General features: G+C 57.6%; 21 protein-coding genes. 10 read left to right on the top strand and 11 right to left on the bottom strand.

The window, feature by feature from the left end; translation table 11 throughout:
• Nucleotides 1-105: 105 nt before the first annotated feature.
• Together FZ934_RS23850 and FZ934_RS23845 are read right to left on the bottom strand one after the other, a co-directional pair.
• Nucleotides 106-765: a winged helix-turn-helix domain-containing protein gene (locus FZ934_RS23850; protein ID WP_246738046.1), complete on the bottom strand. Its 660-nt coding sequence runs from the start codon at nucleotides 763-765 to the stop codon at nucleotides 106-108.
• Nucleotides 766-887: 122 nt separating this feature from the next.
• Nucleotides 888-1307, bottom strand: coding sequence for a cupin domain-containing protein (locus FZ934_RS23845; RefSeq protein WP_153273315.1), 420 nt, complete (start codon nucleotides 1305-1307; stop codon nucleotides 888-890).
• 111 nt (nucleotides 1308-1418) lie between these two features.
• Between FZ934_RS23845 and FZ934_RS23840 the strand changes: the two genes are divergently transcribed.
• Complete coding sequence (locus FZ934_RS23840; RefSeq protein WP_246738045.1) at nucleotides 1419-2804, top strand: PLP-dependent aminotransferase family protein; 1386 nt, start codon at nucleotides 1419-1421, stop codon at nucleotides 2802-2804.
• A gap of 124 nt (nucleotides 2805-2928) precedes the next feature.
• Here the strand turns inward: FZ934_RS23840 and FZ934_RS23835 are convergent, their stop codons facing one another.
• Nucleotides 2929-4089, bottom strand: coding sequence for an adenylate/guanylate cyclase domain-containing protein (locus FZ934_RS23835; RefSeq protein ID WP_153273313.1), 1161 nt, complete (start codon nucleotides 4087-4089; stop codon nucleotides 2929-2931).
• Between the two features lie 601 nt (nucleotides 4090-4690).
• On the opposite strand from FZ934_RS23835, the gene FZ934_RS23830 reads away from it, so the two are divergent.
• Nucleotides 4691-5257, top strand: coding sequence for a hypothetical protein (locus FZ934_RS23830; protein WP_153273312.1), 567 nt, complete (start codon nucleotides 4691-4693; stop codon nucleotides 5255-5257).
• Between the two features lie 87 nt (nucleotides 5258-5344).
• On the opposite strand, the gene FZ934_RS23825 is transcribed toward FZ934_RS23830, so the two are convergent.
• The 4 genes from FZ934_RS23825 to wrbA form a co-directional block, all read right to left on the bottom strand.
• The gene (locus FZ934_RS23825) at nucleotides 5345-5716 is read right to left on the bottom strand and encodes a response regulator transcription factor (protein WP_153273311.1); all 372 of its coding nucleotides are present in this window, start codon (nucleotides 5714-5716) and stop codon (nucleotides 5345-5347) included.
• 71 nt (nucleotides 5717-5787) lie between these two features.
• On the bottom strand, nucleotides 5788-6417 hold the full coding sequence (locus tag FZ934_RS23820) for a response regulator transcription factor (protein ID WP_153273310.1): 630 nt from the start codon (nucleotides 6415-6417) through the stop codon (nucleotides 5788-5790).
• Between the two features lie 86 nt (nucleotides 6418-6503).
• On the bottom strand, nucleotides 6504-8576 hold the full coding sequence (locus FZ934_RS23815; RefSeq protein ID WP_153273309.1) for an ATP-binding protein: 2073 nt from the start codon (nucleotides 8574-8576) through the stop codon (nucleotides 6504-6506).
• A 259-nt stretch (nucleotides 8577-8835) separates the two neighbouring features.
• The gene (gene wrbA / locus FZ934_RS23810) at nucleotides 8836-9465 is read right to left on the bottom strand and encodes an NAD(P)H:quinone oxidoreductase (protein ID WP_153273308.1); all 630 of its coding nucleotides are present in this window, start codon (nucleotides 9463-9465) and stop codon (nucleotides 8836-8838) included.
• 530 nt (nucleotides 9466-9995) lie between these two features.
• Between wrbA and FZ934_RS23805 the strand changes: the two genes are divergently transcribed.
• The 7 genes from FZ934_RS23805 to FZ934_RS23775 all read left to right on the top strand — a co-directional run bounded on the left by FZ934_RS23805 (nucleotide 9996) and on the right by FZ934_RS23775 (nucleotide 18668).
• Entirely contained in the window at nucleotides 9996-10424 is a 429-nt protein-coding gene (locus FZ934_RS23805; protein ID WP_153273307.1) for a CBS domain-containing protein, read from the top strand.
• A gap of 99 nt (nucleotides 10425-10523) precedes the next feature.
• Complete coding sequence (locus tag FZ934_RS23800) at nucleotides 10524-11144, top strand: glutathione S-transferase family protein (RefSeq protein WP_153273306.1); 621 nt, start codon at nucleotides 10524-10526, stop codon at nucleotides 11142-11144.
• 115 nt (nucleotides 11145-11259) lie between these two features.
• Nucleotides 11260-12702, top strand: a complete 1443-nt coding sequence (locus FZ934_RS23795) for a mechanosensitive ion channel family protein (RefSeq protein ID WP_246737922.1) — start codon at nucleotides 11260-11262, stop codon at nucleotides 12700-12702.
• A 108-nt stretch (nucleotides 12703-12810) separates the two neighbouring features.
• Nucleotides 12811-13524, top strand: a complete 714-nt coding sequence (locus FZ934_RS23790) for a nitroreductase (RefSeq protein WP_153273304.1) — start codon at nucleotides 12811-12813, stop codon at nucleotides 13522-13524.
• A gap of 108 nt (nucleotides 13525-13632) precedes the next feature.
• A complete protein-coding gene (locus FZ934_RS23785; protein ID WP_153273303.1) occupies nucleotides 13633-14556 on the top strand; it encodes a LysR substrate-binding domain-containing protein in 924 nt (307 codons plus the stop codon).
• 201 nt (nucleotides 14557-14757) lie between these two features.
• Nucleotides 14758-15618 (top strand): LysR family transcriptional regulator, encoded by an 861-nt coding sequence (locus FZ934_RS23780; protein ID WP_246737921.1) that lies wholly within the window; start codon nucleotides 14758-14760, stop codon nucleotides 15616-15618.
• A gap of 704 nt (nucleotides 15619-16322) precedes the next feature.
• Complete coding sequence (locus FZ934_RS23775) at nucleotides 16323-18668, top strand: PAS domain-containing protein (RefSeq protein WP_153274012.1); 2346 nt, start codon at nucleotides 16323-16325, stop codon at nucleotides 18666-18668.
• Here FZ934_RS23775 and FZ934_RS23770 read toward each other — a convergent pair.
• From FZ934_RS23770 to FZ934_RS23755, 4 genes are all read right to left on the bottom strand, one after another.
• A complete protein-coding gene (locus tag FZ934_RS23770; protein WP_153273301.1) occupies nucleotides 18661-19020 on the bottom strand; it encodes a response regulator in 360 nt (119 codons plus the stop codon). The two genes, FZ934_RS23775 and FZ934_RS23770, sit on opposite strands and share 8 nt — an antisense overlap.
• Nucleotides 19021-19037: 17 nt before the next feature.
• Nucleotides 19038-24647, bottom strand: coding sequence for a trifunctional serine/threonine-protein kinase/ATP-binding protein/sensor histidine kinase (locus tag FZ934_RS23765; RefSeq protein WP_153273300.1), 5610 nt, complete (start codon nucleotides 24645-24647; stop codon nucleotides 19038-19040).
• Between the two features lie 101 nt (nucleotides 24648-24748).
• Nucleotides 24749-25372 (bottom strand): hypothetical protein, encoded by a 624-nt coding sequence (locus FZ934_RS23760; protein ID WP_153273299.1) that lies wholly within the window; start codon nucleotides 25370-25372, stop codon nucleotides 24749-24751.
• A 321-nt stretch (nucleotides 25373-25693) separates the two neighbouring features.
• A complete protein-coding gene (locus FZ934_RS23755) occupies nucleotides 25694-26110 on the bottom strand; it encodes an RrF2 family transcriptional regulator (protein ID WP_153273298.1) in 417 nt (138 codons plus the stop codon).
• A gap of 105 nt (nucleotides 26111-26215) precedes the next feature.
• Here FZ934_RS23755 and FZ934_RS23750 point away from each other — a divergent pair, with 105 nt between their 5' ends.
• Entirely contained in the window at nucleotides 26216-26872 is a 657-nt protein-coding gene (locus FZ934_RS23750) for a DUF1971 domain-containing protein (protein WP_153273297.1), read from the top strand.
• Nucleotides 26873-26886 lie beyond the last annotated feature (14 nt).

Raw genomic sequence — 26886 nt, 5'->3', positions numbered from 1 at the left:
GAAATGAGCGAACGTTTCCTTGAGATGCTTCGCAGTCCCGCTTGACCCTAGATCTCTAGTGACTGTGCTTAAAGCTATACGGAAGTTTGCGGTCGTCCGCCGGGATTACCGTCTGGGTGGGTTTCGAAGTTCGAAGGCGACCTCGCTATCGAATAGATAGCCAGAGCCGCGTACGGTCCGGATCAGCCGGGGCTTTGCGGAATTGGGTTCGACCTTTCGACGAAGTCGTAAGATCAGGGCATCCAGACTACGATCGACAATTTCGCCCTCATGCAGCCTGCTTTCGGAAAGCAAACGCGCCCGTGTCAATATCATCCGTGGACTGGCTAGAAATACCGTCAGCAGGTTGAATTCCGCGGTTGTCAGCTTGATTTCGCCGACGTCAGGATGAGTCAGTAATCGTTGACGAAGAAAGAGTTCATAGCCGCTGAACGTGTACGAACGTCGGTCTTGTCGCTGGGCGGAAGCCGGTTTGTTTCGTATCGCGGCCTTTAGGCGGGCAACAAGCTCGCGGCTTCCGACAGGCTTGCAAATATAGTCGGTCGCGCCGGCTTCCAGGCCGCGAACTTTTTCCTCTTCTATGGTTTTCTCAGGCCCGACGAGCAATATCGGCGCGTCGGTAACTCCTGTGAGATGGCGGATGACACCTACCATCTCGTCGAGCGCTATCTCGATCAGGAGAGCGTCCACCATCTCTCTGGCGAGAACGCCTAAAAGATGATCGTTTTCGGTGACGTGGGTCGCGCGCATGTCGTGCCGACCCATGAGCTCGGTAAGTTCCAACCTCGTGACCTGATCCCGATCGAGTACGAGGACGTGCTTCATGAAGAGCTCCACGGATGCTGCTTTCGGAATTTCAGGGTGTCTTGGATAGAGCTGTGGAGTGACTACGGCTGGATGTCCGTCACCAGGTTCTTCTCGTCGCTGTCAACGACGAACACGGCAAGGAGTTTGGCAGGTTCGGTGGTGCTGGCGTTGGCACTCACGCCGTGGCGATCTCCCGGAAGCTCTGAGAAGTTCTCCCCGGCCTTGAAGATTTTCTCCGGGCCATCATTGACCTTGCTCTTAATTGCGCCCTCGAGAACCGTCGCATAGATGAACGCCGATTTGGGGTGAATATGTGCCGACGACGAGCCGCCCGGTCCGTACTCTACGAGTACACCTTTCATGCTTTTTCCAGGCACATTCGGTAGCGGTTGATCGAAGACGATCGATATCTTCGCGGACGCTGCGTGGACGTCCGATGCGTTTACCGAATGCGTTGACAACGATGAGGCGGCCAGTATCAAAAGGGCTCGGATAAACATATCGACTCCTGCAAATTGAATTTTGCGACCTTGGTCCACGGTGCCGAAAGCCGATAGGCCCAATAAGATAGAAAGGCGTTGTACCGAATGGCGGGTGCGTTTCTCCCGTTGGTGAACCGTGAGCATAAGGTCTCGATTACCCAACAGATTTTCCTTGGTATGCGCACGGCGATCTTGAGCGGCACGCTCGAAAAGGGATCGCGTCTTTCGTCCTGGCAGGACCTTTCGGTACAACTGGGCGTGTCCCGAGGAACCGTAAAGCGAGCTTACGATCTGCTGAAAGATCACGGCTTCATTGTCACCAAGGGGAGGGGTGGAACCTGGGTAGCCATGGCGCTTCCGGTGGGGCCGGTCGAAACACCCCCGCAGGTGCACGCGCCTCGGGGATTGTTCTATGATTTCGAGGAAGGCCCGCAGTATTTTCAGTTGGGCGTTCCAGCGCAGGACCAATTCCCGTCAAAAGCCTGGCACGGTGCCTGGCGCAGAGCAATCGCAACAGAGGGCGCGCGACCACAGATTTACCCGGACCCAAGAGGGCTGCTTTCCCTAAGGCGTGAGGTAGCTGGGTATCTGGCGACGGCCCGTGGCTACAGCTGCCATCCCAGCCAGGTCTTCATCACGTCAGGTTTCGCGGGAGCGCTCGGAATCGTGCTTGGCGCTATGGGATTTCGTGGCAACAGAGCATTTGTGGAGGACCCAGGATTTCCCCGCACACGGCACGCGCTCCAGCAAGCCGGAGTGGAGACCATCGCGGCGCCTGTCGATCGCGAAGGGGTGAGGCTTCCAATTGGCGAAGAGGGTGCGCGGCTCGCGGTTATAACTCCGGGCCAACAAGCACCGCTCGGAATGTCTCTGTCGGCAACCAGACGCGCGGAGATCCTGCATTGGGCGAGTGAGGCTGACGCCTGGATCATCGAAGACGACTACGCCGGCGAATTGCAGCTGTCGGGGAGGGCATTGCCGGCTTTGGCTGCCGATGACAGGTTCGGCCGGGTCTTCCACATCGGGAGTTTCAGCAAGACGCTCAATCCAGGTCTGCGGCTTGGATTCCTCGTCGTGCCTCTAGCGCTTGCCGATATGTTCGGCGCCTTCGTGGGCCACCTCGCGCCGGCCGGCTCGGTCGTCGCGCAGCAAGCGGTGCAGAACTTCATGTCCGGCGGGCACTTCTACAGACATCTTCGACGTATGAAGGCGTTGTACGCTCGACGGAAGGCGTTGCTGGTCGAGAATCTATGCCGCGAGATCCACCCAGGGGTTCGTTGCGAATATGAGGGAGCGCTGTCGGTTCGATTGTTCTTCCCGAAATCCGCTGATGACGTGGCGATCGCGGCGGAGGCCCAAAGGGCCGGCCTCGGCGTGCTACCACTTTCTCCGTGGTATCAATCTCATGGCCCCGGAAAAGGTCTGCTTCTTGGAATAGCGAATGTCCGAGACCGCACAGTTCGCGGAAAGTGTGAAACCCTCTCGCAGGTCATCTCGTCCCATCCGTACGCGTAGCTTGATCCAAAGGCGACGCCGGCCAGTGGCTCTTGTTGTATGCAGCTTTCCCTTGGAACAACGAGGTGTCGCCGGGGGAACCTAGCTCGGACACAGCGAACAACCGATTTGATAACATCCGTCCTCAAATCCGGAGGGCGTGTACCTCGATCATTTCATCGAAGCCCTTAACGCTGTGCATTCCGAGGCAATCCGTCTGCGCCGCGCATCCAGCGGAAGCTACGAAGTCTCCCGAAATCAACACGGGTCTCTTCAACTGCTTCGTCAACGTTTCAAGCCTCGAAGCGAGGTTCACGGCCGGACCAATTACGGTGAAATCCAATCTTCGCTTGGAGCCGATGTTTCCATACATCACTTCGCCCACATGAACCCCGGTCCCGAACTGGACTGGAAACTTCGTGGAACTGCGCCGCGCTGAAGCCTCATAAGCGGCGGCCAACGCTGCGATCAGCCTCTGGCATGCACCAGGCTCGTCAAGGGGGAAAACGGCGAGCAAGCCATCGCCCATGAATTTCAGGATCTCGCCGCCGTGCTTTTCGATGGGATCGGCCATTAGATCGAAGTACTCATTCAGGATTTCGATCACCCGATCTCGGTGTTGACTGCCGGAAAGAAGGGTGAAGTTCCGCAGGTCGCAAATCATTATGGCTGCGCTCAAGGTCGTCCCGCTTCCCCGAGTCGTTGCGCCATCCAGAATTTGCTCGCTGGCGTGCGGCCCGACATAGGTTTGTAGCAGCGTTCGCGCCAACTGGTTTTTGAGACGGATTTCGGTGATCAGGGAGAAAATTGGCAACACACTTCGTATCAGTGCGATGTCTGCGTCGTCGAAGCCCGTCGGCCGATCCGTGGCAAACGTAATCAGATGCCGGCGGCCCTGTGTGTGATCGAGCGGCCAGGCAGCGTAGTCGGTATGACCTTGCTGGCGCAGCTCTTCGTATATGGGAAATATGTGAGGTCCGTGGATCCGGATCCTCTGACGGACCTCGTTTCCAGTGGCTATCACCACGCGAAACGGACTTCTCAAGAAAACGTCGGTGGCCTCAACGTCATAGGCGACCGTGTGGACGTCCACCTCGGGCAGCCCTCTGGTCCAGATGACGCGAGTGCCGAGCCACTGCGGATGATGAACTCTGAAGTGCAAGGTCGCACGGCTCAGCGCAATGCCGGCGTTCATAAGGCGCTCGCAGAGATGCACGAATATCTTCTCGGACGCGGCTTCGTCTCGAAGGCCTTGCGAGAGCCATTCAATCACCTCTAACTGCCGATCAAGTGTTTTTGCGTTCATCTCTCGCTCCCGTCGAAGGCAATGCCGGACCCTAGGTCACCAATAACGAGACCAGAGCTCATGTATAGGACTGCAAATTAGGCGCAGGATCCTCATGGACTTTCATTCTCGCGATTTTGGAGGTCCGACAGACGATCGGAAGTGTGATGTTGGCTGAATGGGAACCCATGAGGATATGCCTGGCAACATAGATCGGAACTAGAGATCGCTCGGCCTCGCTGGCAGAGGAGCGGTTCCGCGAAGGCTCCTTCCATAGCGATTTCGCCAGGCGGATGAAGCCCCTCAAGCCCCGCTCTCCAAACACGATGCTGCACTCCCGTTGCGATGAACAGGAAACTACGCGCTCCGGCAATCGAAATGAACTATACGTCCGTTTGGGCGTTACAAGCGTAACCGGTGTTCGGCTCCCACGTTGTCCTCGCCGCCCTGATCTGTGATCGCATAACCACGGACGAGCAACGGGAGTTTCTCCATGGAGAGTACATTGGAGGTTCTCATGCCCAGGAAGCGGGAGCGCAGATGCGCATCACCTTGATGCAAATCAATGCCGCGATCACGGTATGCTGCATCTACTATCGGGAGTGATAGGGAGGTGTTTAAGATGCGTAGAATTCGAGCTTGCGCGGGTGCGCTATTGATATCCACCGTTGCCGCCACAACCGGGTGGGCGGCCGACGAAGCCGCCACGGTACGGGTAGCTCTCATCGACATCTCCAGCGCTATGCCGACAGGAATGATGGGATACGGCATGATGGGCCCCGGAATGATGGGGCAGGCTCCGGGCTCGACGACTCCGGGCGGGAGCTACGGCATGATGGGTGGGATGATGGGCCATGGAATGATGATGGGCATGATGTCGATCCGCACTGACAAGCCGACCGTCAAAGCAGGGACAGTGACCTTTGACGTTACCAATTGGTCACGCAGCGTGTTGCATGAAATGCTCATCGTGCCAGTCGATAGCCCCAACGCGCCGTTGCCCTATGACTATGCGCGTGCGCAGGTCCCGGAAGAGCAGGTCAAGGTGCTTGGCGAAGCGGAGGACATTCAACCAAGCAAGTCGAAAACGCTGGAAATCACTCTGCCGCAGGGCTCGTATCTACTGATCTGCAACCTGCCTGGCCACTATGCGGCCGGGATGGTTGCACCGCTCAGCGTTACGCCTTAGGCGAACCAACACTTACCGGGTCACGACACCTTTAAAATTTGTTGCCAAGGTGCGAGCGAAACACCGGTTACTTACAAGCCGCTATGCTCAATGCCTGCTCTTGGTGGAGATAAAAGCGAGGAGGTCGGCCGAGTTGATGGGTTTTTCGAGAAAGCCCGCCGCGCCGCCACGGACGGCCGCCGCCTTGGTCCTGCTGTCTGCGAACGACGTCATTATACACACCGGCGGCCCCCCTTGTTCGACCAGCGATTCCAATAGTTGGAGACCACTGGTCCCGGGCATTTTTAGATCGACGAGCACGCAATGCACTTTGGTCGCATCATCGGATGCGAGAAATTCGTCCGCGGAGCTATAGGTCTTGCTGTCGATGCCCATTGCGTCGAAGAAGTCGTGCAGTGACGCCAGCACGAACTGATCATCGTCGACGATGGCGACTGTGGTGTGTGGCTTGGGACGCATTGAACCTCTGATTGTGACGTTGGCCGTGACAGGCCTGCCTTGTGTTGATTGTCGGGAGGTTAAGACTTTTCCTAGCCGATGAGTTTGAACTGGCGGACGAGTTCCGCGAGGGATTTCGCGCGCATCTTTCTCATCCCGCTGCCGCGGTGAAGTTTGACCATGATCTCGCTGATGCCGAGTTTGAACGCTATTTGCTTGTTCATCAATCCGCTGGCCACGAGACCGAGGATCTGCATTTCGCGTGGCGTGAGCGTCTCCGCGCGCGTTCGCATCTCAATCCGGTAGGCTCGCTCTTGCTGCTTGCTCTCATCCAGAGAAAAGGCGGACTTTATGGCATCCAGCAGTTCTTTTGTTCGGAGTGGTTTTTCAAGGAAGTCGACTGCACCGGCCTTCATCGCAGTCACGCTGGTTGCCACGTCGCCGTGTGCGGTCATGAAGACCACGGGAAGATCGTAGCCGCCCCCAGTCAGCTTCGCCTGGAATTCAATGCCATTGACACTTGGTAACCGGACGTCGAGGAGCAAACACCCCGAGGCGGCTGTCGACGCTCTCGCAAAAAACGAAGCCGCGTCCTCGAACGCTTCGGCCTCGATATCCAGCGCTTGGAAAAGGTCGAGGAGCGATAGCCGAAACTGTTCGTCGTCCTCTACGATGTGGACGACCTGCGGGGGTGGCACTAGGGGCTCGGCAACGTCTGCCATGACGGGTCCTCCAACCGGAATTGATGGCATCAGATCAGCGTTCATTGTACCACCCGATCCTCCTCAATCAAGTAAACCAAAGTTTGCTATGTATCTGCAATTAAACGAGGAAATGTTTCAACTGCAACCTCTTGCGGCCCGTCGGCGACCGGCAACGCAACTGCAAACACGGCACCTCGTGTTGCCTCGTTGGCAGCCGTTATCGTTCCGCCGTGGTCAGCAATGATCGATCGGCAAATGGCAAGCCCCATTCCCATCCCATCTGGTTTCCGCGAGAAGAAACCGTCGAAGATCCTGTCAATGTCATCAGGTTTAATCCCTCCACCGGAATCCTTGACAACGAGCGATGCCGTGTTCGCCGACGGAATTGTCTCGACCAAGATCTCGCGGATACGCGGTTTGTTTGCCGCAATCGCCTGTATCGCGTTGATCAGAAGGTTAACGACGACCTGTTGAAGCTGGACGCGGTCGCCCAAGATTTGTCGTAGGCCGCCTGCAAGCCGGGAGGTAATGACGATGTCATGTGCTTGGCTTTCCGATCTCACGAAGAGAACGGATTCTCGGACGATGTCGTTTATATCGACCAAGTCGCGGACGGGATCGGACTTGATCGCCATATCCTTTATTCGCCGGATCACCTCGTTTGCCCTATGCGCGTTCTCCATGATCCGCGCCATGATGGTCTTTACCTTCGGCAAGTTTGGCTCGTCCCGGGCAAGCCAACGGATCCCTGTATCGGCATCGGTAACAATCACGGACAGCGGTTGGCGCACCTCGTGGGCTATCGATGTCACCAATTCGCCAAGAGCGGAAATGCGGGCGGCGTGAGCGAAATCGGCTTCGATCTTCCTCAGTTGTCGTTCGATGCGACGCTGTTCCGTGACGTCGATCATCATGATCAGCGTTTTGTCCAACTTTTCCGGATATTGGGGAAACGTGACGTAGAACAGAACGTCGAGCAGCTCGCCGTCGAACGTGAGGATTTTCATTTCTTCGCTGTAGTTCCTTCCGCCACCGAAGTGGGCGATCACCACGCGAGCGGCCGCAGCGGGTGTGCCAGCGAAAAGATAGGATACGTCCTGCAGGCAGTCTTCTCTTCGTTGTCCTCGAAAGAGACGCATGGCGCTGTCGTTTACCTCGGTGACCACCACAGCCTCGCTGGCAAAGCGAACCAAGTCTGGTTGGGTTGCAAGGTAATCCTCGATGTTGTCGACGCCGGATGCCTTGAGCCTTTCGATGACGCCACTCATGACGCGGGCATCTACCTGCCAAACGGGGAGCGGAATGTTGTCGATAAGGTTGCGGTAGCGTTGCTCGCTCGCGGCGATCTCCCAGTAGGTTTCCGGATCGCTCCACGAGCCTGTCACGCTGACTGAAATGAGAGATGGGTGATCTGCATTGGCCCGCCAGACGGTAAGTGTGTCGGGTCCGACGATCCTTCTGAGTATCGGAGTGTCGCGTTCCGCCATAGGCAGCACCGCCAGCGTCATATTGAGCAGGGCATCCCTGTGGTTCTTTGGCCAGCAGCGGTACGCACTCTTGCCAACGACTGCGATCGGGGAGCCTTCGTTTGCGAACAGCTTGGCGGCAGTGAGGTTAAGGTCTTTGATTTTGAGGTGGTCGGCCACCAAATGCGGATCCGTAGAGAATAGATGGCTCGCTCCGCTCTCGGTGCCGCCGTTCATCTTCCTGAGCGCAGCGGTCGCACCCGATACCTCGATACTCCAAACGGCTACCCAGTCCCTTTGGATCCCGACCGAATGGCCCTCGACTATGCGGGGATCTGCCCGACGGGCGAACTCGATGAATAGATCCGTGCCGGTGTCATCCTGTCGATGAGCCCTAACTCGAACTTCGACGAGCAGCGGCACCCCATCAGCCATACGTCGCTGGACAATGCCCTGCCATGAGCGCCTTAGTGCTATCTCTTCGCGTGTCGGTTCATCGCCTGATGCCCCAAACAGCTCTGCCGCGGTCTTTCCGACGGCCTCCGGATTAACGATGCCGTATAGTAGGTGCGATGCCTCGTTCCAATGAACGATGCGGCCGTCCGTGTCATAGACAACGATGCTTTCGCTGGACACGTCGGTGATTTCGGCGGTCAGTTTGTCCATGACACGCCTTGCGCAATCGACATCCGTATTGATCTGATCGGCCATAGCACTTGTTCAACAACCCGTTGGTAGCGACTCGCTCTTGCTCGGATTGTTCCGTTGGTTCCGTGGACGCCGTTGCGTCGGTGTTGAGGGGCGGAGTGGCTCGCGGAAATCGTAGACGCTGTGCAACGGTCCTGTCTGACCAATTGCTCGCCAGATGGCGACGGCGCCGATGGTCAGCCAGAGGAAGATCGAGCCGCGTTTTAACATTGACGCCCTCCATTGATGGCGGCGTGTCGACGACACACCGCCACGCCCGTTGTCAGGCAGCCGCGGCGAGAACTTTCGCGTGGAGCAAGCCGCGAGCCACTGCGGTGACACGTCGACCTTGGAAGCGCGCCACAGCAAGATGATCGTCATCTGGTTTCAGGCTGTCGCGGGCGGAAACGTGTGTTGCGCCGTAGGGAGTGCCGGCCTTGAACATCGCCGGATCCGAATAGCCGAGCGGGACGATGATGAGCCCGAGGTGGGCCATCGGGGTATAGATCGACAGGAGCGTGGACTCGTTGCCACCGTGGAGGGAAGAGGTGGAACCGAAAACCGAACCAACCTTCCCATTGAGTTTGCCCTGGAACCAGAGGCCGCCTAGGCCATCGATGTAGGCCTTCAGTTCGGACGAGATGGAGCCAAAACGGGTGGGTGTTCCGAATACGATGGCATCGGCCCACTCGGCGTCTGCCTCGCTCGGGGCTTCGTACTTGCTATTCATCGCCTTGGCATTGTCGCTCCAGCCCGGTATCTGCGACATGACTTCGTCGCTGACCAGTTCGCGAGTGCGACGGACGCGGACCTCGGCACCCTCTTCGATCGCTCCCTGCGCAATCGCGTTTGCTAGAATTTCGGTAGAGCTGTTCCGCGAATAGAACGCGATCAGCACCTTGGGTTTCGACATATCTGCCTCCGGGTTGCTGCTGTTGGCCGTTGCCACAGTGTTGCGGGGAAAATGGCGAATCTTGGCGGCCGGAAGAAGCCGTCAAATGCCGGACTGTGCGTCCAAGAATTTGGACGATGATATTTCGGATATCCTCATTGCAGAGCGTTCGCTCACCAAATCCCGCCCGCAGAGGGCGATGGAGCTCAACGCGATTGTCTTGCTCCGGCCGGAGCGTCCATGATTTTGGACGCTCCGTTTTCACCGCGCCGACTTCTGGCCGAGCGTTTGTGGCTCTACGATCACGGCTGATCAAGCCATTCAAGACCGAGACGCAATGACAAATAGCAAAGGTGGAACATGAACCAGATGGTCATCAGGGGTGTCAGCAGCCAGACGTTCGTTGCGGCCAATGCCGATTGGATTGCAGATCGCCGCCGGAAGAGGGCGGGATAAGGAGCTTTTGGGCTTCGCGCGCGAGATAGAAGCACGTCTGGGCGTCAGCGCAACGTATGTCGCGGCAAAACATCGATGAATGGGAGGAGGCCAATATGTCAGTAAGTGCGATCTTGATGGAAAAGGGATGTGATGTCGTAACCGCTTCAAGCGCCAATACCGTGAAGGATGCGTGTCGTTTGCTTCATTCGAACCACATCGGCGCGATAATCATCGTAGATCACGAGAACCGCATCGAAGGCATCTTCACCGAGAGGGATGTCGTTGCGGCGATTGCTCAGCGCGGGATCGCTTGCATGGATATGGAACTCTCGGAGGTCATGTGGAGAAACGTAGTTTCCTGCACCAGAGCGACGAGCATAAACAGGCTGATGGATGCCATGAACAAGCACCGGGCCCGACATCTGCCGGTGGAGGAAGACGGCCACTTGGCGGGGTTCGTCTTGATCGGTGACGCAGTGAAGCATCACATCAGGGCAATCGAATACGAGGCGAAGTACATTCGCTCATACATCGCCGGTTGAACCGAGCGGAGAGAATACAAGCTCAAATTTGATAGCCAGCCCCGTGGGTTAGAAGCTAAGCTGCGACTCGTTCGATCAGAGAAGCGAGGGACGCACGCGATGCTTAGACTCTATGACAGCCGTTACTCCGGCAACTCATGGAAGATAAGAATCCTGCTCAACCAACTGGCTCTCCCTTTCGAGAGACGGACGCTCGATTTGGAATCCGGCGAGACCAAGACCGACGCATTCTTCGCATTGAGCCGTTTCAGCCGCGTTCCGGTCCTGGAACTTGAAGACGGCCGGACGGTGGTGGAGTCGTCCGCCATCCTTTTGTATCTGAGCGAGGGTACAGAATATCTGTACGACGATCCGTATCTGCGATCTCAGGTCATCGGCTGGATGTTCTTCGAGCAAGGCGATCTTCAGCGCTTCCTCGCCATGGCCAGGGTGTATCATCTTCGTGGCTTGGCCGACAAAATGTCCCAGCAGATCGAGCGGCTGCACGCCGACGGCTATCTGGGACTTGAAAAGCTCGAGCGTTGGCTCGTTGGCCACGAGTGGCTGGTGGGGGATCGCTACACAGTCGCCGACCTGGCAGTCTTCACCTATGTTTCGCTTGCACATCAGGGCCAATACCAGATGGAGCGGTTTCCAGCCATCGCCGCATGGCTCGCGCGGGTGAAGGCGCAGCCCGGATGGATCGATATATTCGACCAGAGCCCCTACCAATTGGTTTAATATCGGGGCGGACCTCCAGGGGATAGGATTGACGGCAAAAATCCTCTGGAGGGCGACGGGCGAGAGGTTTTGCGACCCGTTGCGAATGCGGGTCTCAATGCCTCAAGATACTTTTTTGCTCACGGTTTTGATCAACCTGCTCGGTGTAGCCGGGATTGTCGTCTGGCATCTGCAGGGACGGTCGAGACCCAATGAACGGCTGGTAACGCAGATCGTATTTTTCCTTGCGATGACCGTGGCGCTCGTGTTCGCGCGGATCGTGCCGTTTCGGTTTGACGCGCCGCATCTCGACAGCAGCGGCTCGCTCATCGTCCTCGCCAAGATACTCTGGTGGACACACCTCTCCTGGGCGACCATCGGTTTCGTTCGGATTTACATCGTGCTCGACGGCAGGCCACGCGAGGCCCGCCTAATACAGGACCTCCTCGTCGCAATCGTTTATCTGGGCGTGCTGCTGTCCGTTATGGCGTTCGTTTTCGGGGTTCCGATCGGAACCCTTTTGGCCACGTCGGGGGTTTTCGCCATCATTCTCGGCCTTGCTCTGCAGAACACGCTCGGCGATGTCTTCTCCGGCATCGCCCTCACACTCGGGAGGCCTTACACGATCGGAGACTGGATCCTGCTTCCCGATGGAACCGAGGGCCGTGTGGTCGCCAGTAATTGGCGTTCGACCTACCTTCTCACGGGCGCCCACAATCTTGTCGTGATGCCGAACAGTGTGCTTGCCAAACAGGGACTGACGAACGTTAGCAAGCCCGACGAAACCCACCAGATCGTTCTCGCCGTCCGGATCGTCCCGACCCACGCTCCGGCGCTTGTTCAGATGGTAATGTTGGAGGCGCTCAGCAGTTGTAACAGTATCGTTCAGGAACCCCCTTCGAGTGTGTCCTTGATGGGGATCGATGCATCCGCAATCGATGTTCAACTCTACTTCAGGGTCATGAACCCCGGACAGCGAAGTTCCGCTCGAAACGACGTGATCGACCTTGTCTACAGGCATTGCAACGCCAATGGCCTTGTCTTCGCGCGCCCCCTGGGCACACAGGTTTTTCAAGATGGAGAGATCGCCGCCCCAAAGATGTCGGCGTTGGCATTGCTTAGATCGATCGCGCTGTTCTCGGATCTGACTGAGGGCGAGCGGGAGCAGTTGTCCGCCGGCGCGGTTGAGAAGAAGATCGCGGCAGGGGAAGAGTTGCTGGCAAAGGGCTCGGTATCTGGCAGGCTTCTCCTTATCGGCGAAGGTGTCGTATTGTTGCGCGATCAAGGCGAAATCGTCGCGAGACTTGCGCCTGGCGACATGCTTGGAGCCCGAGGCGTGATTGCAGGCCAGACCGAGAGCCATCAAGCTTTAACGCTGACACCTGCCACACTCTATGAGATTGAAAAGTCGACTTTCGACAATCTCGTTGCGGGCAGACCCGGTTTGATCGAGGACCTAGCGCGGCGCGTTGGACATCACGGCTCGCACAATGTTTCTGGATCGCCACCCCCTATCAAGTCCGACGGAACGCGCGCGGACCTTGTCCACGCGATCCGGGTCATGCTCGGGGGAAGCTAGCAAGGTTAAAGGTGCATCGTTCAACTGCGTTAGGCCATGCTTATAAGCTCAGGAACTTCGCAAGCTATTAGTTTTTCAACAGCTGAGAAAAACGAAAGGGGAGCTGTCATGCACACCAATTCGAGATGGGACGAATCCAATTTTGACCGAGTAACCATTGTCGACCAGATCATGACGGAAAGGCGGGCCAAGCGAGGCTTTCTAAGTACTCCGGTTCCCACGGAGACGGTGGCGGATATTCTCAACGCAGCCCGTTTCGCTCCGAGCTCGAGCAATACGCAACCATGGCGATGCTATGTACTCAAGGGCAGTGCGCGCGAGCGGATCACAACGAGAGCGGTCGAAAACTTTCGTGCCGGGCCGGAAAAGCTGGCACCGGAGTACCCGTTTTTCCCGCAGCCGCTGCCTGATCCGTTCATCAGCCGCTTCAATCTTTTTCGCGGCCAGCTTGGTGATGCTGTCGGCGTCCCTCGGAGCGACAGATACGGCAGACTGAAGGACGTCGAACGGCAGTTCAGGTTCTTTGGAGCGCCCGTCGGTATGATCTTCACGATGGACAGGAAGCTCGAATGGGCGAGCTTCATCTGCTACGGGTGCTTCCTGCAAAATCTGATGCTTGCAGCCAGAGCAAGGGGATTGGATACATGCGCCCAGCAGATTTGGTCACTACAGCACCATTTGCTGCGCGAGGAGCTCGGATTTCCGGAGTCGGACATGGTGATAGCAGGCATGTCTTTGGGCTGGGCGGATGATAGCCTTCCCGAAAACAACATGATGAACCACAAGTTGGCGATCGAAGACTTCGTTGAATTCGTCGGCTGAACGCATCGGCCACTTGACGTTATGCCCAAGAGCCGCCGATTAATTGGGGCCTCGCGAACTCTCGCGATGACCTTTTCGTGCTTTCATGCGCCAAAGTGATAGGTGCCTATGCTCGACCTCAAAGACGTGTACTTCTTCGTCCAAGTCGTTGATCGCGGCGGGTTTACCGCGGCCGGCGAGAGCCTCCGTGTGCCGAAGTCGACCCTCAGTCATAGGGTCAGGGAGCTGGAGGACTCGCTTGGGGTGCGGCTGATAAATCGCACATCCAGACAATTCGGGATGACGGATGTCGGAGCGGAGTTTTACCAATATGCGCTTCAGCTGCTTCATTCAGCGGACTCCGCCGAGGAGTTCGTCCGCCAAAGACTGCACGAGCCAAGCGGAACGATCAGGATTACGACAGCGGTCGAGATTGCCCAGTTCGCTCTGCGCGATGTGATCCCAACCTTTTTGAACCGATACCCCAAAGTGAGGATCGTTGAGATCGCTACCGACCGGCTGGTCGACATGGTGGCCGAGGGATTTGATCTGGCTTTGCGCGGGCATGTAGCCTCCCTCCAAAACTCCACTCTCGTTCAGCGGGGAATTGCCAGTGTGCCGTGGTATCTCTTCGCAAGTCCGGAGTATCTCCGGAAGGCGGGAGACGTGACGGAGCCAGAGGCGTTGTCATCTCACTCGACGTTGGCGAACGACCGCCATGGTGCGGATCTGTGGCGCCTAAAGGGGCCGGCAGGTCGCGAAGTCGAGGTTCCAATCGAGCCAAGGTTTCTCAGCAACAACATGATCGCCCTGAAGGAGGCCGCGTGCGCGAACCTTGGTGTCGCTGCACTCCCCGGTTATATGTGTCTCGAGGAGATCGAGGCGGGAAGGCTTTATCAGATATTGCCCGGATGGATGGCGGCAGATGCCCGCATGAGCGCGTTGATACCCTACCGCAACGGTCTTCTTCCGGCGGTGCGGTCGCTCGTGGATTTCCTGGCGGTCGAGGTCCCGAAGGTAACCGCCTTTACGCCGCGGCTTGCCAGTGAGTAAGGGAAGGTATCGGTCGGGTCTACCCAAACATCGGTTTGGTACTCTTTGAGTGCCGGCGGGTCTATCCTCCGGTGGCAGTCGGCCATTGGGGGCGGCGTGCACAGGCGCGGCACGGCCAACACTCGGTATAGGCGGAAAATCTCGGTGCATGGTCTTCTGAATGAAGCCGCGGCATTGCTCGCGTTTTGTCGAACGGTCGAAATGGGATCGTTCACCGCTGCTGCGCGCAGCATTGGAACGAGTCCGTCATCAGCCTCAAAAGCCATATCGCGGCTTGAGGCAATTTTCGGTGCAAAGCTCCTGCGCCGCACCACTCGAACGCTAACGCTGACGCATGAGGGAGAGGCGCTATATAAATGGGTGCGACCGATCCTTGCCCAGATCGAGCAAGCTGGGGACGTTCTCCAATTCAATGAGAACACGTCGGGCCATTTGCGGGTCAGCTTGCCCGGCGAATTCGGCCGCCAACTTCTCGCGCCGATTTTCGAGAGCTTCATGGCAGCACACCCGAACATCTCGCTGCAGTTGGACATGAGTGACCGCCACGCCGACGTTGTCCGCGATGGCTACGATGCGGTCTACAGAGTGGGTTATGCTGACGAGAACTCGCTTGTTTCCCGAACCCTGACGCACTTGGAAATGGCGGTGGTGGCGTCTCCGTCCTTCGCCAGCAAACACGGCAATTCGATCGGCATCGACACACTTCGCGAGTTGCCGTTTGCCCGATACTCGATTGACGGAAGGGTCTATGCCGTTCAATTGGCTGACGGAACGGAGTTCGTTCCGAAGGGCCGACTAGATCTCGATACTGCGACGGCCATCCGCCAGGCAGCGAAATCGGGACTTGGCCTTGCCTATGTGATCAAGCTGATAGTGCAGGCCGACCTTGCTCGCGGCACGTTAGTGGAGCTCGTCCCCTCGACAATGCTGAAACCGATGCCCTTCCAGGTTCTTCACACGCTGGGCAAGATGCCGACACAGCGATTGCAGGTGTTTACCGACTTCGTCGCCGAGACGATTAAAGAGCTTCAATCGGCATCCACGTCATCGTTCAAAATGTGACGGAGCGCGTCAACATCTCCTCGACTTTCTGCTACGGTATGCGCCTATCCGTCGGGAGGGGCCTGATGGAATTTCGCTTCAGCTAAGCGTACGAGGCAATGCAAGAACGTAGTCCGCCATCGGCGAACGACCTAGTAGGGCTTACCCGTCGGCAGCTTGTAGCCACGGCTAGCACAGTGGCTCTGTTGGTCGGCGCTATCATCCTGTTTCTGTCTGAAACGATGCTGGGTTTTGTCCCAGCGGTTGCAACGATCCTGCTGAGCGTTCGAGGTCGAACACTGCGCTTGGTCCAGTTGGGCATTCTCACCGCGTTCGTTTGTGCGCTTTTGATACTGCTGGTGGTTGGTCGCCAACCAACCGCGGTCGATGCAGTTCTGTTTCTCGGAGCATCGCTTTGTACCGTTCTCGCCTCGGCGCTGGTTCCCATGGCCTCGCGTCCATTGGATGCAGAGATTGGTCGCGGGCGCGACTCCCGCGAGACCTCGGCGAACGGCAATTCGCAACTCGACGCCTCGGAGCAAAGGGCGATGGCCTTTGCGGAGTCTCGGGCATTCTGGACCGATGTGGCCCAGGTCCTTCGCTTCAGGTCCACCCAGTCCGGCGGAGAATCCGCGTGGTCAGAGCTGCGGGCCGAGCCTCCCATGAAGTCCAGCCTGCACATACCGCCGCTCGCGCCCACAATGGCGCAGCGAGATTTGGATCCGATGGATTTCGGTAAGCCGCATTCCGATGCCATTGCGGCGGCCAGGACCATCGAGAATCTCTTTGGAAACGGCTGGGCGTTCGATCCCGAGGGCAATTGGATATACCTTCCGATTTTCGCGCAATCCACGCTTGGGGTTACGCCTGAAGAACTGAATACGTCTCGCTCCGATGGCAGTATTGCCTGGAAACGGCTTCTTCACCCCAAGGAGTACGACAGGGTCGCAGCCGCCTGGCAGCACTCGCTGGATACGGGCGAGCCGTTCAATTCGGAGTTCCGCATCAAGCGTAAAACCGGATTTGCCTGGGCAAGGACGGCTGCACGCGCGTCTCGGAGCGCGGATGGTAAGATCACCGGGTGGTACGGTACGTCTATCGATATCGACGTCCATCGGAAGACTGTCGATGCCCTTCGAGACCGTGAGCAGGAATTGCTCGAGATAGTGAATTTCGTTCCAAGCAATCTGTGGAGGCTGCAGCCAGACGGCGAGCCGACGTTTTTCAACAAGCCGATGGTCGAATTTCTCGGCATGGATGTGGGGGAATTGGATTCAGCGGATGGTACTCGTCTAGAGGCGATGATCCGGCTTGCTGTCCACCCTGAAGACCAAGAGAGGTTCAGCGCCGAGCTCGCCCAATCACTTTCCAGCGGGCAGGGCTTCTCTTCCCAGTACCGCTTGCGCCGGCACGACGGTGTTTATCGATGGATGTCGAGCCGGGCTGCGGCTCTTCACGATCGAAATGGCCGCCTCGTTCAATGGAACGGGCTTTGTTTGGACATTGACGATCAAGTTCGGGTCGAGGAGGCTCTCAAACGGAGCGAGTGGCATCTTCAACAGCTGATCGACGCGTTGCCCGTGCACGTTTGCAGTTGGACGCCCGAGGGTGAGCTGCTTTACGTCAGCAGGCGGTATCTCGACGAACTTGGACTGTCTACGGTCAACCTTTCAGAGTTTGCGAAGACGGCGCTGGAATACGTGCATCCGGAAGACGTTGGATCGGTCGAGGCCTCTTTGCGGGGCGTCGAAAGCGGAAGCGCGTTTTCCATTCGCTATCGCAGGAAAATACCCGATGGTGGATATCGCTGGACTGATGGCAGGTTTGAGCCGCTCCGTGATGAGGCAGGGCACATAACCGAGTGGTTTGGCCTGTCGATCGACGTCGACGACGAGATGGTGGTTCAGGAAGCTCTGAGGGAGAACGAGCGGTCTCTGAAGGAACTGGTCGAGACTCTTCCGACGATGATTTATTGCGCAACGACGGAAGGCAAGCCGATTTATCGTTCGCGGAAGCTACAGGAGTTCCTGGGTTTCGGGATTGAGGACAAGGATGGTCTTCGCGCGTCGCGGCTGGAGGGAACGCTCGACGCGATCATTCATCCCGACGACCTCGATGCGGTGCGACAGCGTTACGCTTATTCGCTGCGCACTGGCGAACCCTACGTCATGAAACATCGTCTAAGGCGATACGACGGTGAATATCGTTGGGTCGAAACCCGCACCGCGGCGATGCGAAACACAGAAGGCGCTATCATCCAATGGAACGGTGTCTGCGTCGACATCGATGACTGGGTCCGAGATCAGGAGCAACTCGGTCTCGCCCAGCGCAACCTTGCGCGTGCGAGCCAGGCAGCAAGCCTGGCCGAGTTGACCGCTTCGATAGCTCACGAAGTTGGGCAGCCTCTGGCCGCAGTCGTCTCCAGTTCTGACGCAAGTCACCGTTGGCTTTCCGCAGATCCGCCAAATGTTGAGCGCGCCCTGAAGGCTCTGGAACGGGTCATGCGAAGCGCGGAAACGACAATGGATGTCTTCAACCGAGTACGTGCGCTGTTCAAGCATAGCAACGATGCCAAGCAGCCCAGCTCTATCAAGGAGGTCGTGGGATTGGCGCGCGAACTCCTTACGGAAGACGCTATTCGTAGAGATGTACGCCTGGACGTGACGATCGAGCCCGATCTGCCGAGCATCGCACTCGATCGCGTGCAGATTCAGCAGGTCCTCGTCAACCTCATGAGAAACGGCCTGGAGGCCGGGTATCATGGAACGGGCCGGGCAAGGCTCTCGATCGACGCCAGGAGGGAGGGCGCTGTCATCAAGATTGCGGTGCGCGACAATGGGCCTGGCCTGGTGTCCACTGACCGGGTCTTTGAACCTTTCTTCACGACCAAGTCGGACGGGATGGGTATGGGGCTCGCCATCTGCAAGTCGATCGTCGAGGCCCATGGCGGTCGGCTCTGGGCGGAGGCGTCCGAACCTACGGGAGCGGCGTTTATCTTTACGCTGCCGCTTGGAACGGTTGCGCCTGAGCCAGAAGCGGAACCTTCGGATTTGCCACAGCCGGCTAAGTGATGGCGGCTTCGATGGCCGCCTTCAGCTCCCGACCCGCAAACGGTTTGAAGAGACAGGCCCCCGCCGATCTCGCCTCCGAGATCATCGCTTCCTGTGCGTGACCCGTCATGAACACCACCGGGATGTTGATCGACCGGCTCGTCAGTTCTGCGTTGAGCTCGACGCCGTTCATTCCAGGCATCGATATGTCGAGCAGCAAGCAATCCGTCTGCGAGATTGACGAAGAAGCAAGAAACTCAAATGCGGATGCGTAGGACGTCGGCGAAAAACCCAGTACCTCGAGAAGATCGATCAATGACTCTCGCACCGATTGATCGTCGTCGATGATCGCGATGTTTGGTGGGGAGTGCATGTCGATAACGTCCCCATTCAGGCGTTGCGGTCAGGCCGCGATCCGTTCGCTTCAGAGCTGCTTCGCTTGTCACCCGAACTGCTGGCACGTTTAAGGGTAAAAGAAAAGGTCGCGCCGCCACCTGAATCTGCCGCCGCCCAGATTTGACCTCCGACGCTGTCAACGATCGCCTTGCTTACCGATAGGCCAACGCCCATGCCGTTCGACTTCGTTGTATAGAACGCTTCGAACAGGCGTTCGCTGTCGTCAGCGTCGATGCCGCAGCCGTTGTCGGTAATGTCGATCCGCACCTCATCGTCGCCGTAAGGTCTGGTGGAGATGCTGATGGAGCGCCTGCCTCCGGGCAATCCCTGAACGGCATCGACCGCATTTAGCAGAATGTTCAGCACGACCTGCTGAACCTGTACCCTGTCTCCAGAGGCCGAGGGCAATCCTCGTTTAAACGATGTGTGCACCAGTATGTCATTCGCTTGAAGCTCGTTTCCGGCAAGCGTCAGAACCTCGCGTATCACGTCATTCAAGTCGAAAGATTCGATGGTGGGCGACCTGCTGCCGAACAGGCTGCGGAGACGCCGGATGGTCTCGGCCGCGCGGTTTCCGTCCCTGAGGCTGCGTGCCGCAGTTCGCCGTGCGCCATCAAGGTCGGGTGGGTCGGAGTTGAGCATGATCTGGCAGGTTTCCGCGTTTGCTACCACGCCCAACAAAGGCTGGCTGACCTCGTGCGCGATTGATGCAGCGAGGACGCCAAGAGTGGCGGTGCGCGAGACATGGGCGAGCTCGGCGCTGATACGCGCAAGCACGTCTTGCGTTCGTTGCATTTCGCTGACGTCCTGCAGCGAGCCGAGATGCCGGCGGCCGCCGTTCGCGTCATAGCCGCTACGCGTCACCAAACGGACATCACGCGTGCTGCCGTCGTGTAACTGCAATTTGAACTGACGATCAATGTCGGCGCCGAAATCCCGAGCGCCGTCGACGAGTTGGATAAAATCGGACCGCTCCGCGGGGTGGACGAGGGCGCCTAGGCCGCCAATGGTCAAGACATGATCCCGGGGGAGGCGGAGTATGCGATGGATTTCCTCTGAGCATTCGAGTTTATCCAACTCGTCGCTCCAGTAGAAGCTGCCTGTGCGGCTGAGTCGTTGCGCTTCGCGTAGCCAAGTCTCGCTCCGTTGAAGTTCGGAATAGAGCCTCGCATTGCCAAGCCATATGCCCGCCTGCGAGGCGAGGAAGCCCAAGACTGATGTGCGATCTTCAGAGAAGACATCGGAGACGACGTTGTTCTCGACATACAGAAGACCAATCAGGTCTGTCGCATTGAAGACCGGTACGCATAGGATCGATCGTGGTTGGTTCGCCTGGAAGTATTCGTCAGCGGGGTCGAAGATTCCTACCGCCACGTCGTGCAAGGCTACGGGAGACTGCGTGCGCAGTACATATTGCAGAACGGACGTTGGAAGTTCGGATCCCGTAGGTAGCCTCCGGTCCTGTTTGACGTCTATCTCAGACTCCCGTGTCGCTGCCGTTGCTTCTATAAAGAGCTCGTTGCCTGAGAGGAGCATCAAGACACCGCGCTCGGCGCCGGAATGTTGCACGACAAGCTTCATCAGCTTTTCGACAAGGCTGGCGAGTACAGTCTCGCTCGACAGCACGCGAGATGCCTTGCCGACGGCATCAATATCCAACGACGCAACAGGCAATGTCAGAGACGCATGTGATTGCGGCAGTGATGCGCGATCGGTCAGGTTGATGAAGCTGAAGTCCAGAAGCCTGACCTTCGCAGCCGCGCCCCATCGCGAAAAGGCCTCTCTCGCGCGCTTGAGATAGGCTTCAGCCGGGATGTCCAATCCTTGTGTGACATAGTAGCGTCCCGCCAACTCGCTGGCGATTGCGTCCACCTGGAGAAATCCGTTCGCCCTGGCAGTTCGGATGGCCTTTTCGTAGAGTGTTTGTGCCTCCGCGCCCCTACCTTCCAACTTAGCAACCTCGGCGGCGAGCAACGCTTCTCGGCAAGCGAAGGTTTCCTGGCATCCGGTTGCCCATGTAGCCAGCCGCGCGTGGCGCCTACGCAGTTCTTCGAGGTGCTGTTCGCGGCGGCCGGCGGGGATCACATCGCGAACTGCCAACGCGGATGAGTTAAGGCCCGCGTAGAATTCGAATTCGGCTTCCTCGATCGAAGATCGCATGGCCCATTTGATCGGCTCTATGTGGGAGGCGGCTTCCCGCGCGGCAGTAAAGTCTTCGGCCAAGTAGTGTTCGACCAGACGGAAAACCCAGTGATAACAGATCATCATCGCAGCGCCGGGCTGAGGATCAACCTGCCCGATCGCCCAACCATCGACATCTGCACTTCCGTCGGCTGCGATACCCCGCAGCTTCCTTATGAACCGTGCTTGGCTGAAGAAATTCTCCTGCGGCAGGCCAAGCTCCACTGTGCGGGCGAAAGCAAGTGCGCTTTCCGCCCGCTCTTGGACCTCGCTGAGCGGTTTGCCCGACATTATGTCGTGCGTGATGTGGTTTCGAGCGTTGTATGCGGCAAAGGCGAGGTCACCCGTCGCCGTGCTGATGCGAAAAGCCTCTTCGGTAAGCGGCGCACTGTACGACAGTGGTTTGATCCAGGGAACCGCGAAGCCTGCGAAGAGGGAGTAGACGCGTGCCTTGTATCTGCCGGCTCGGCCCTGGTCCACGAGCCTTCGCGACAGTTCGCCGAACTTGTACGCCGTTGCGTAGTCACCGAATTGAACACCGAGCGCCATGTTCAATGCCGAAAAAGCGACACTGGAACTGTCGCACAAGCCGTGTTGAAGGCTGAGGACGGTCATGCGCAACAACAGAAATTCCATCAGCCGACGATCAACGGCGTAGGCCGCTGGGAAGACCTCGGTCATCACTGCCATGCAAGACATGATGTGTTGGTCGGTCATCTCGGGGGAGCCTGCAAGTTCCTCGATCGGTCGCTCGAGTAGCTGCCGGTGAAGTTCCTCGAATTCGCTGACAACATCAGCGTGGTTTGGCTGGGGCGGCCATGCAATGCCCGCATCCACCAGAAAGCCCACTCCCGCTTCCACCGCCTCCACGTTTCGGCCGGTAGTGAACAACAGCAACACTGTCAGGCATATCACCTCCGCGCGGTCCGCGAAGACGATTGTCCTTTTCATTAGCGCGCCAAGTCGCTCCTCAGCGGAGGAGAGGTTTCCCGTGACTATGTCACATTCAGCAAGGCCCAAGCACAATCTGAACGATAGAGCATGCATCTCTTCGGTGTTTCTATCTAAGACGGTCAGCCCTTTTTCGAAGTATGATTGCGCAGAAGTATAAGCGCTCGCCTGCTTCGCGCGCTCTCCTGCGGCGAGGAAGACATTGGCAACGCTTAAGCGCTCGTTGTTCGAAAGGGAGCCGAGTGCTTTGTCGAAATGCCCGGCGATCTCATAGATCTTCTCGTCCAAGCTCGTGGCGTCGGTCCTGGCAAGTAGCAGTCGTCCGATCCTCAGGTGCTCCCTGATGCGCTCGCTGCCGCCTATCGAGAGGTATGCCGCCTTCTGGATTTCGTCATGAATGAACGAAATTGAACCGGAGGATATTCGTACCATGCCCGCTTCGGTGGCCGGACGGAGTATCGGCCCAAGTTCGTCTGTGGATATTCCGAGAGTGAGCGCAGCTGTGTCAGTGTCGGTCGTGTTGCCCAACAGGGACAGAATTCCCAGTGCGGTCTTCGTATTTTCGGGCAGCCCATCCAATTGAAGCGAAAGTAGCTGGGCAACGTTCTGGGTAACGTTTCGGCCCGTGACTTCCTCCTCGTTCCAATCCCATTCGGAGGTTTCCGGATGGAAGGTTAGAACTCCGTCGGCGGCGAGTTTCCGAATAAACTGGAGGGCAAAAAACGGATTTCCACCAGTCTTCTCGCCGACGATCGCAGCTAACGTTGCTACGCGATCCGGAGCACAAGAGAAGACATTCGCCAATAAGCGCACCAGGTCGGTCGGCGACAATCTCTCGAGCCTGATTTCGGTAACCCGGCGAGGCATTTGCCGAACGCTCGGCAAGACGGTGGCGAGAGAATGCGTGGAATCGATCTCGTCATCGCGATACGCGATGACGATCAGCGTATGTTTTAACTCATTCTCCGTCGCGAGAACGTGGATCAGATCGAGAGTGGCAGGATCAAGCCATTGCAAATCGTCGACGAATATCACCAACGGATGCTCTGCGGTGGCAAAGACGCTCAAGAAGGCTTTGAAGACGTGCTTGAAACGGACGGCGGCAGTTGTGAGCTCGGCGGCCATCACCGTCGGCTGATGTCCGATGACGTGCGCAAGCTCGGGGACAAGATCAATGATCGACCCGGCATTATCCCCCAGCGCCCTGGCGAAATTTGCCCGCCATTCATCAAGCGCTGGTTCATCCTTCGCCAGCAGTTGTCGGACCAGCCCCCGAAATGCCTGAACAATTGTGGCATAGGGGGTGTCCCATCTATTCTGGTCGAATTTACCTTCGGCGAAAAGGAAGCCGCGGCCGATAAGGGTCTGCTGAATACCGGCCACTAGAGACGATTTGCCGATGCCTGCTTGCCCCGTCACGAGAACGAGTTCGCTATCTCCACATGCCGCCACGCGCTCGGCCGAGTTCAGGAGAAGTTGTCGAGCGATATCGCGTCCGTACAACGTTGCCTCGTGACCCGAATGTCTGAACAGGTCGCCACGGGCAACTGGAAAGCGGTCAACCTTTCCTCCGGAGGCCCATTCGACCAAGCAGCGTCGAAGATCGCTCTCCACTGCACGGGCAGACTGATATCGGTGGTCGGGATCCTTCTCTAGCAACTTGAGCAGAATAGCGTCCACCTGCTCCGGCAACCGCTCCGATCTCGCACTGGGCTTTGGGGGACGGGCGGTCAGGTGGCGATGCGCCCATTCCAGCGGATCCGAGGCCGCGAAGGGCAGGGTGTTTGTCAATAGCTCGAAGAGCGTTACGCCAAGGCTGTAGAGATCGCTGCGTTGATCGGGTTGGCGATTGGTCCGTCCCGTCTCCTCTGGGGACATGTAGGCTGGCGCTGCCAGTGGGAATGCCGGCAAGGAGGCGGTCTCAGGGTGAGCCCGGCCCGCGCGGCCGAAACCTGCCAAGGCAATCTCCCCCGACGTCTTCAGAAAACAGTTGTCGGGTCTTACGTCCCCGTGGATCAATCCGCTCTCGTGAACGAGCCGCAATGCCCTGGCGACGTGGTAAGCGACCTCGAGCTTTCGTTCGGCGGAGCGACGTTCCCAGTCGGGAGTTCGAAAGACGCCGACCAAGGGAACTCCGCCCGGGTCTTGGAAGGCAATTCCGATCCGCTGAGCACCTACACTCACGTGGAGCGGATGTAGTATGGCCGGGCTCTGCGCAAAGCCACTCAGGAGATCGAACTCGCGAGTAAGCAATTCCGCCCACTTTCCAGAGGGGTCACTGACGGCAGCTTGAACGAGTACGGCTTGGCCGCCCGATCCGCTTACTCGATACCAAACTCGGTCAGCTTCGGAATGGAGTTTTTCGGCTATGACAGGAGCATCGCTAAGTATGGCAGCTGCGATCGAGGCGGCGAATGCTAGGTCCGCTTCGGTCGTCAGATCGGATTGTGCTGCTGTATGGATCGGCGACATTCATACATTTTACATGAATCGCCCCCACCAAACGAAGGTAAACCAACGTTCTATTGCGTTGGTTTACCTGAATTGCATTGGCCGTTCACCACACCCGTTGGTTATACATCTGCCGACATTTTTCCGGGCCACGTGAAGTAATAATAGCTGCCGTCGACTTTCTCGAAGTAGGCGTTCTGCCCGGTTTTCGCGTCGACATACGACCCATCCGCCGATTTTACAAAGCTGCCTTTCTCATCGCGCTTCAGGTGTTCGTCCAGGAACTTGTTCCAGGCCTTCGGGTCGCCTTTCTCGGGTTTGGAGGTGTGGTTTGAGCTATTCGGCTCATAGGCCGTCACCGTTTCCCCGGTTGCCGGACTTGTGACCGTAAGCGTTCCGTCTTTCAGCGCCTTGAGCATTTCCCGGTTGTTGACGTAACTCATCGGTTCGCTGCCGCTGTCGCTAAGCTGCGCCTTGAGTTTCGTCATGAAATCCTTCGAGCCGATCGATCCCGTCGTGTGCTGCTGAGTCTGATCGCCGGCTGCATCACCCTGATTTTGCAGAGCTTGCAGGATTATTGATAAGGTTTTGGAGTTGAGCCGGGTCGATCTGCTGTTGTCGAAGCCCAGAGAGCCGAGAAGTCTTGAGGTAGGGCTGGCGTTCGTTTCGGTGGTTGAATTGTTTTGCAGGACGCCAAGTGCGAGCCGTGTGGAGTAACTGCGCGCCAGCGCTATCGCGGAAATCATGAGACTAACCTTTCCAATATGCCTTTGTGAATGGTGGACATTCGGACGCGGCGCTAGGCCGGACGTCGGACCGCGCTGGGGCTTGATCACATTTTTGATCGAGCCCGCCGGGGAGTGCAATTCCCCGTTGCGCACTCAACGGCTATGAACGCGAGCTTGCGCCTGGCTGGAAATTGCGGATGCGAAATCCGCAGTGGAAAGCGCGGAGATCCAAAATAATAGTTATATAAAACAGGTGCTTAGGTCGTGGAAGTTTTGAGTATAGCTGGCCGGCAATGTTGCGGTTGCAACCTTATTGTTGGGCATCCGCGGGCGCGACACTCACGCTGCGAGAAGTGAGCGGAGCAGTTCCCTGCGTCGAACAAGATCGGCCACGGTGTATTTGTCGAATACTCCGATAAATGCAGCCGTCGCTTCGGACAGAATGCTGGGCATTCCGCAGCCGCTTCTGACCATGCAGGTTGGACAGTCCAGCAAATCCGTGAGGCCCTCGGTATGCCGGAGTAGGGCGCCTAGATTGATGTCCGGAGCCTCGCGCGACAATCTTAATCCCCCGTTGCGCCCCCGAACCGTCTCGACGAACCCGGCCGCGGCGAGGTCCTGCACGACCTTCATCAGGTGGTTTTGGGAGATTGAGAAAGCGCTGGCGATAGCGCGGATCGAGCATAACTCGCCTTCTCGAGCTCCCAGAAAAATCAAAACGCGTATCGCGTAGTCTGTGTAGCGGGTGAGGCGCATCACGGCTCCTGCGTCAAAAAGACCATGTATAAAACATGCATTTAAATAGCATGTTTTCTGCTTCGTATATACATGCATCTCAGATGAATGTTTAGGAGCGGGCTAATGGAAGGTCTCGACCAGCAACAAATCGGACAGGTGGTTCGGCGGTTCTACGATCGCGTCCGCGCCGACGAAGAACTCGGGCCGGTCTTTTCGGTCGTTGAAGATTGGGATGAGCACTTGGTGCGGCTGAGCGAGTTCTGGTCATCGGTGGCGCTGATGACCGGGCAGTACAAGGGAAACCCGCTGGCAATGCACTTGGTTCATATCGATCGCTTCAAGCCAGGAATGTTTGAGCGTTGGCTCACGCTGTGGAAGGCGACAACAGATGAGTTGCTTTCGGCCGCCGATGCCTCGCTGCTGCAAGCCAAAGCTACGAGGATCGCCGGTCGGTTCCGCATGGCCATGTTTGCCACATCCGAGGGAATGTCACCGGTCTCGCATCTCCGGCCATACAAAATCTCGTGCGAGTTCACGCATCAGAGTCTGCCGGCAGTACTTCTTCGGGAGCGCCGCCTTGATCAGAAGACCTGGGCAGTCGTCCGTGTCCGTATGGGCGAAATCCAGTACGTCGAAGGCGATCACTCCAAAACGCGAATGATCGAAGCCGGAACGGCAACCGTAGTCCCTCCCGACACTCCGCATCACCTCGAGATCGTGGGTCCAGTCGCACTCACCTTCGAATTTTACGACCAAAACCCAGGCTCGCTGGTTCATTGAACGAAAGGAAGATC

This window comes from Rhizobium grahamii (genome assembly GCF_009498215.1).
Classification (GTDB): domain Bacteria; phylum Pseudomonadota; class Alphaproteobacteria; order Rhizobiales; family Rhizobiaceae; genus Rhizobium; species Rhizobium grahamii_A.
The sequence above is the reverse complement of the archived record's forward strand: the minus strand, read 5'-3'. Positions and strand labels throughout refer to the sequence as shown.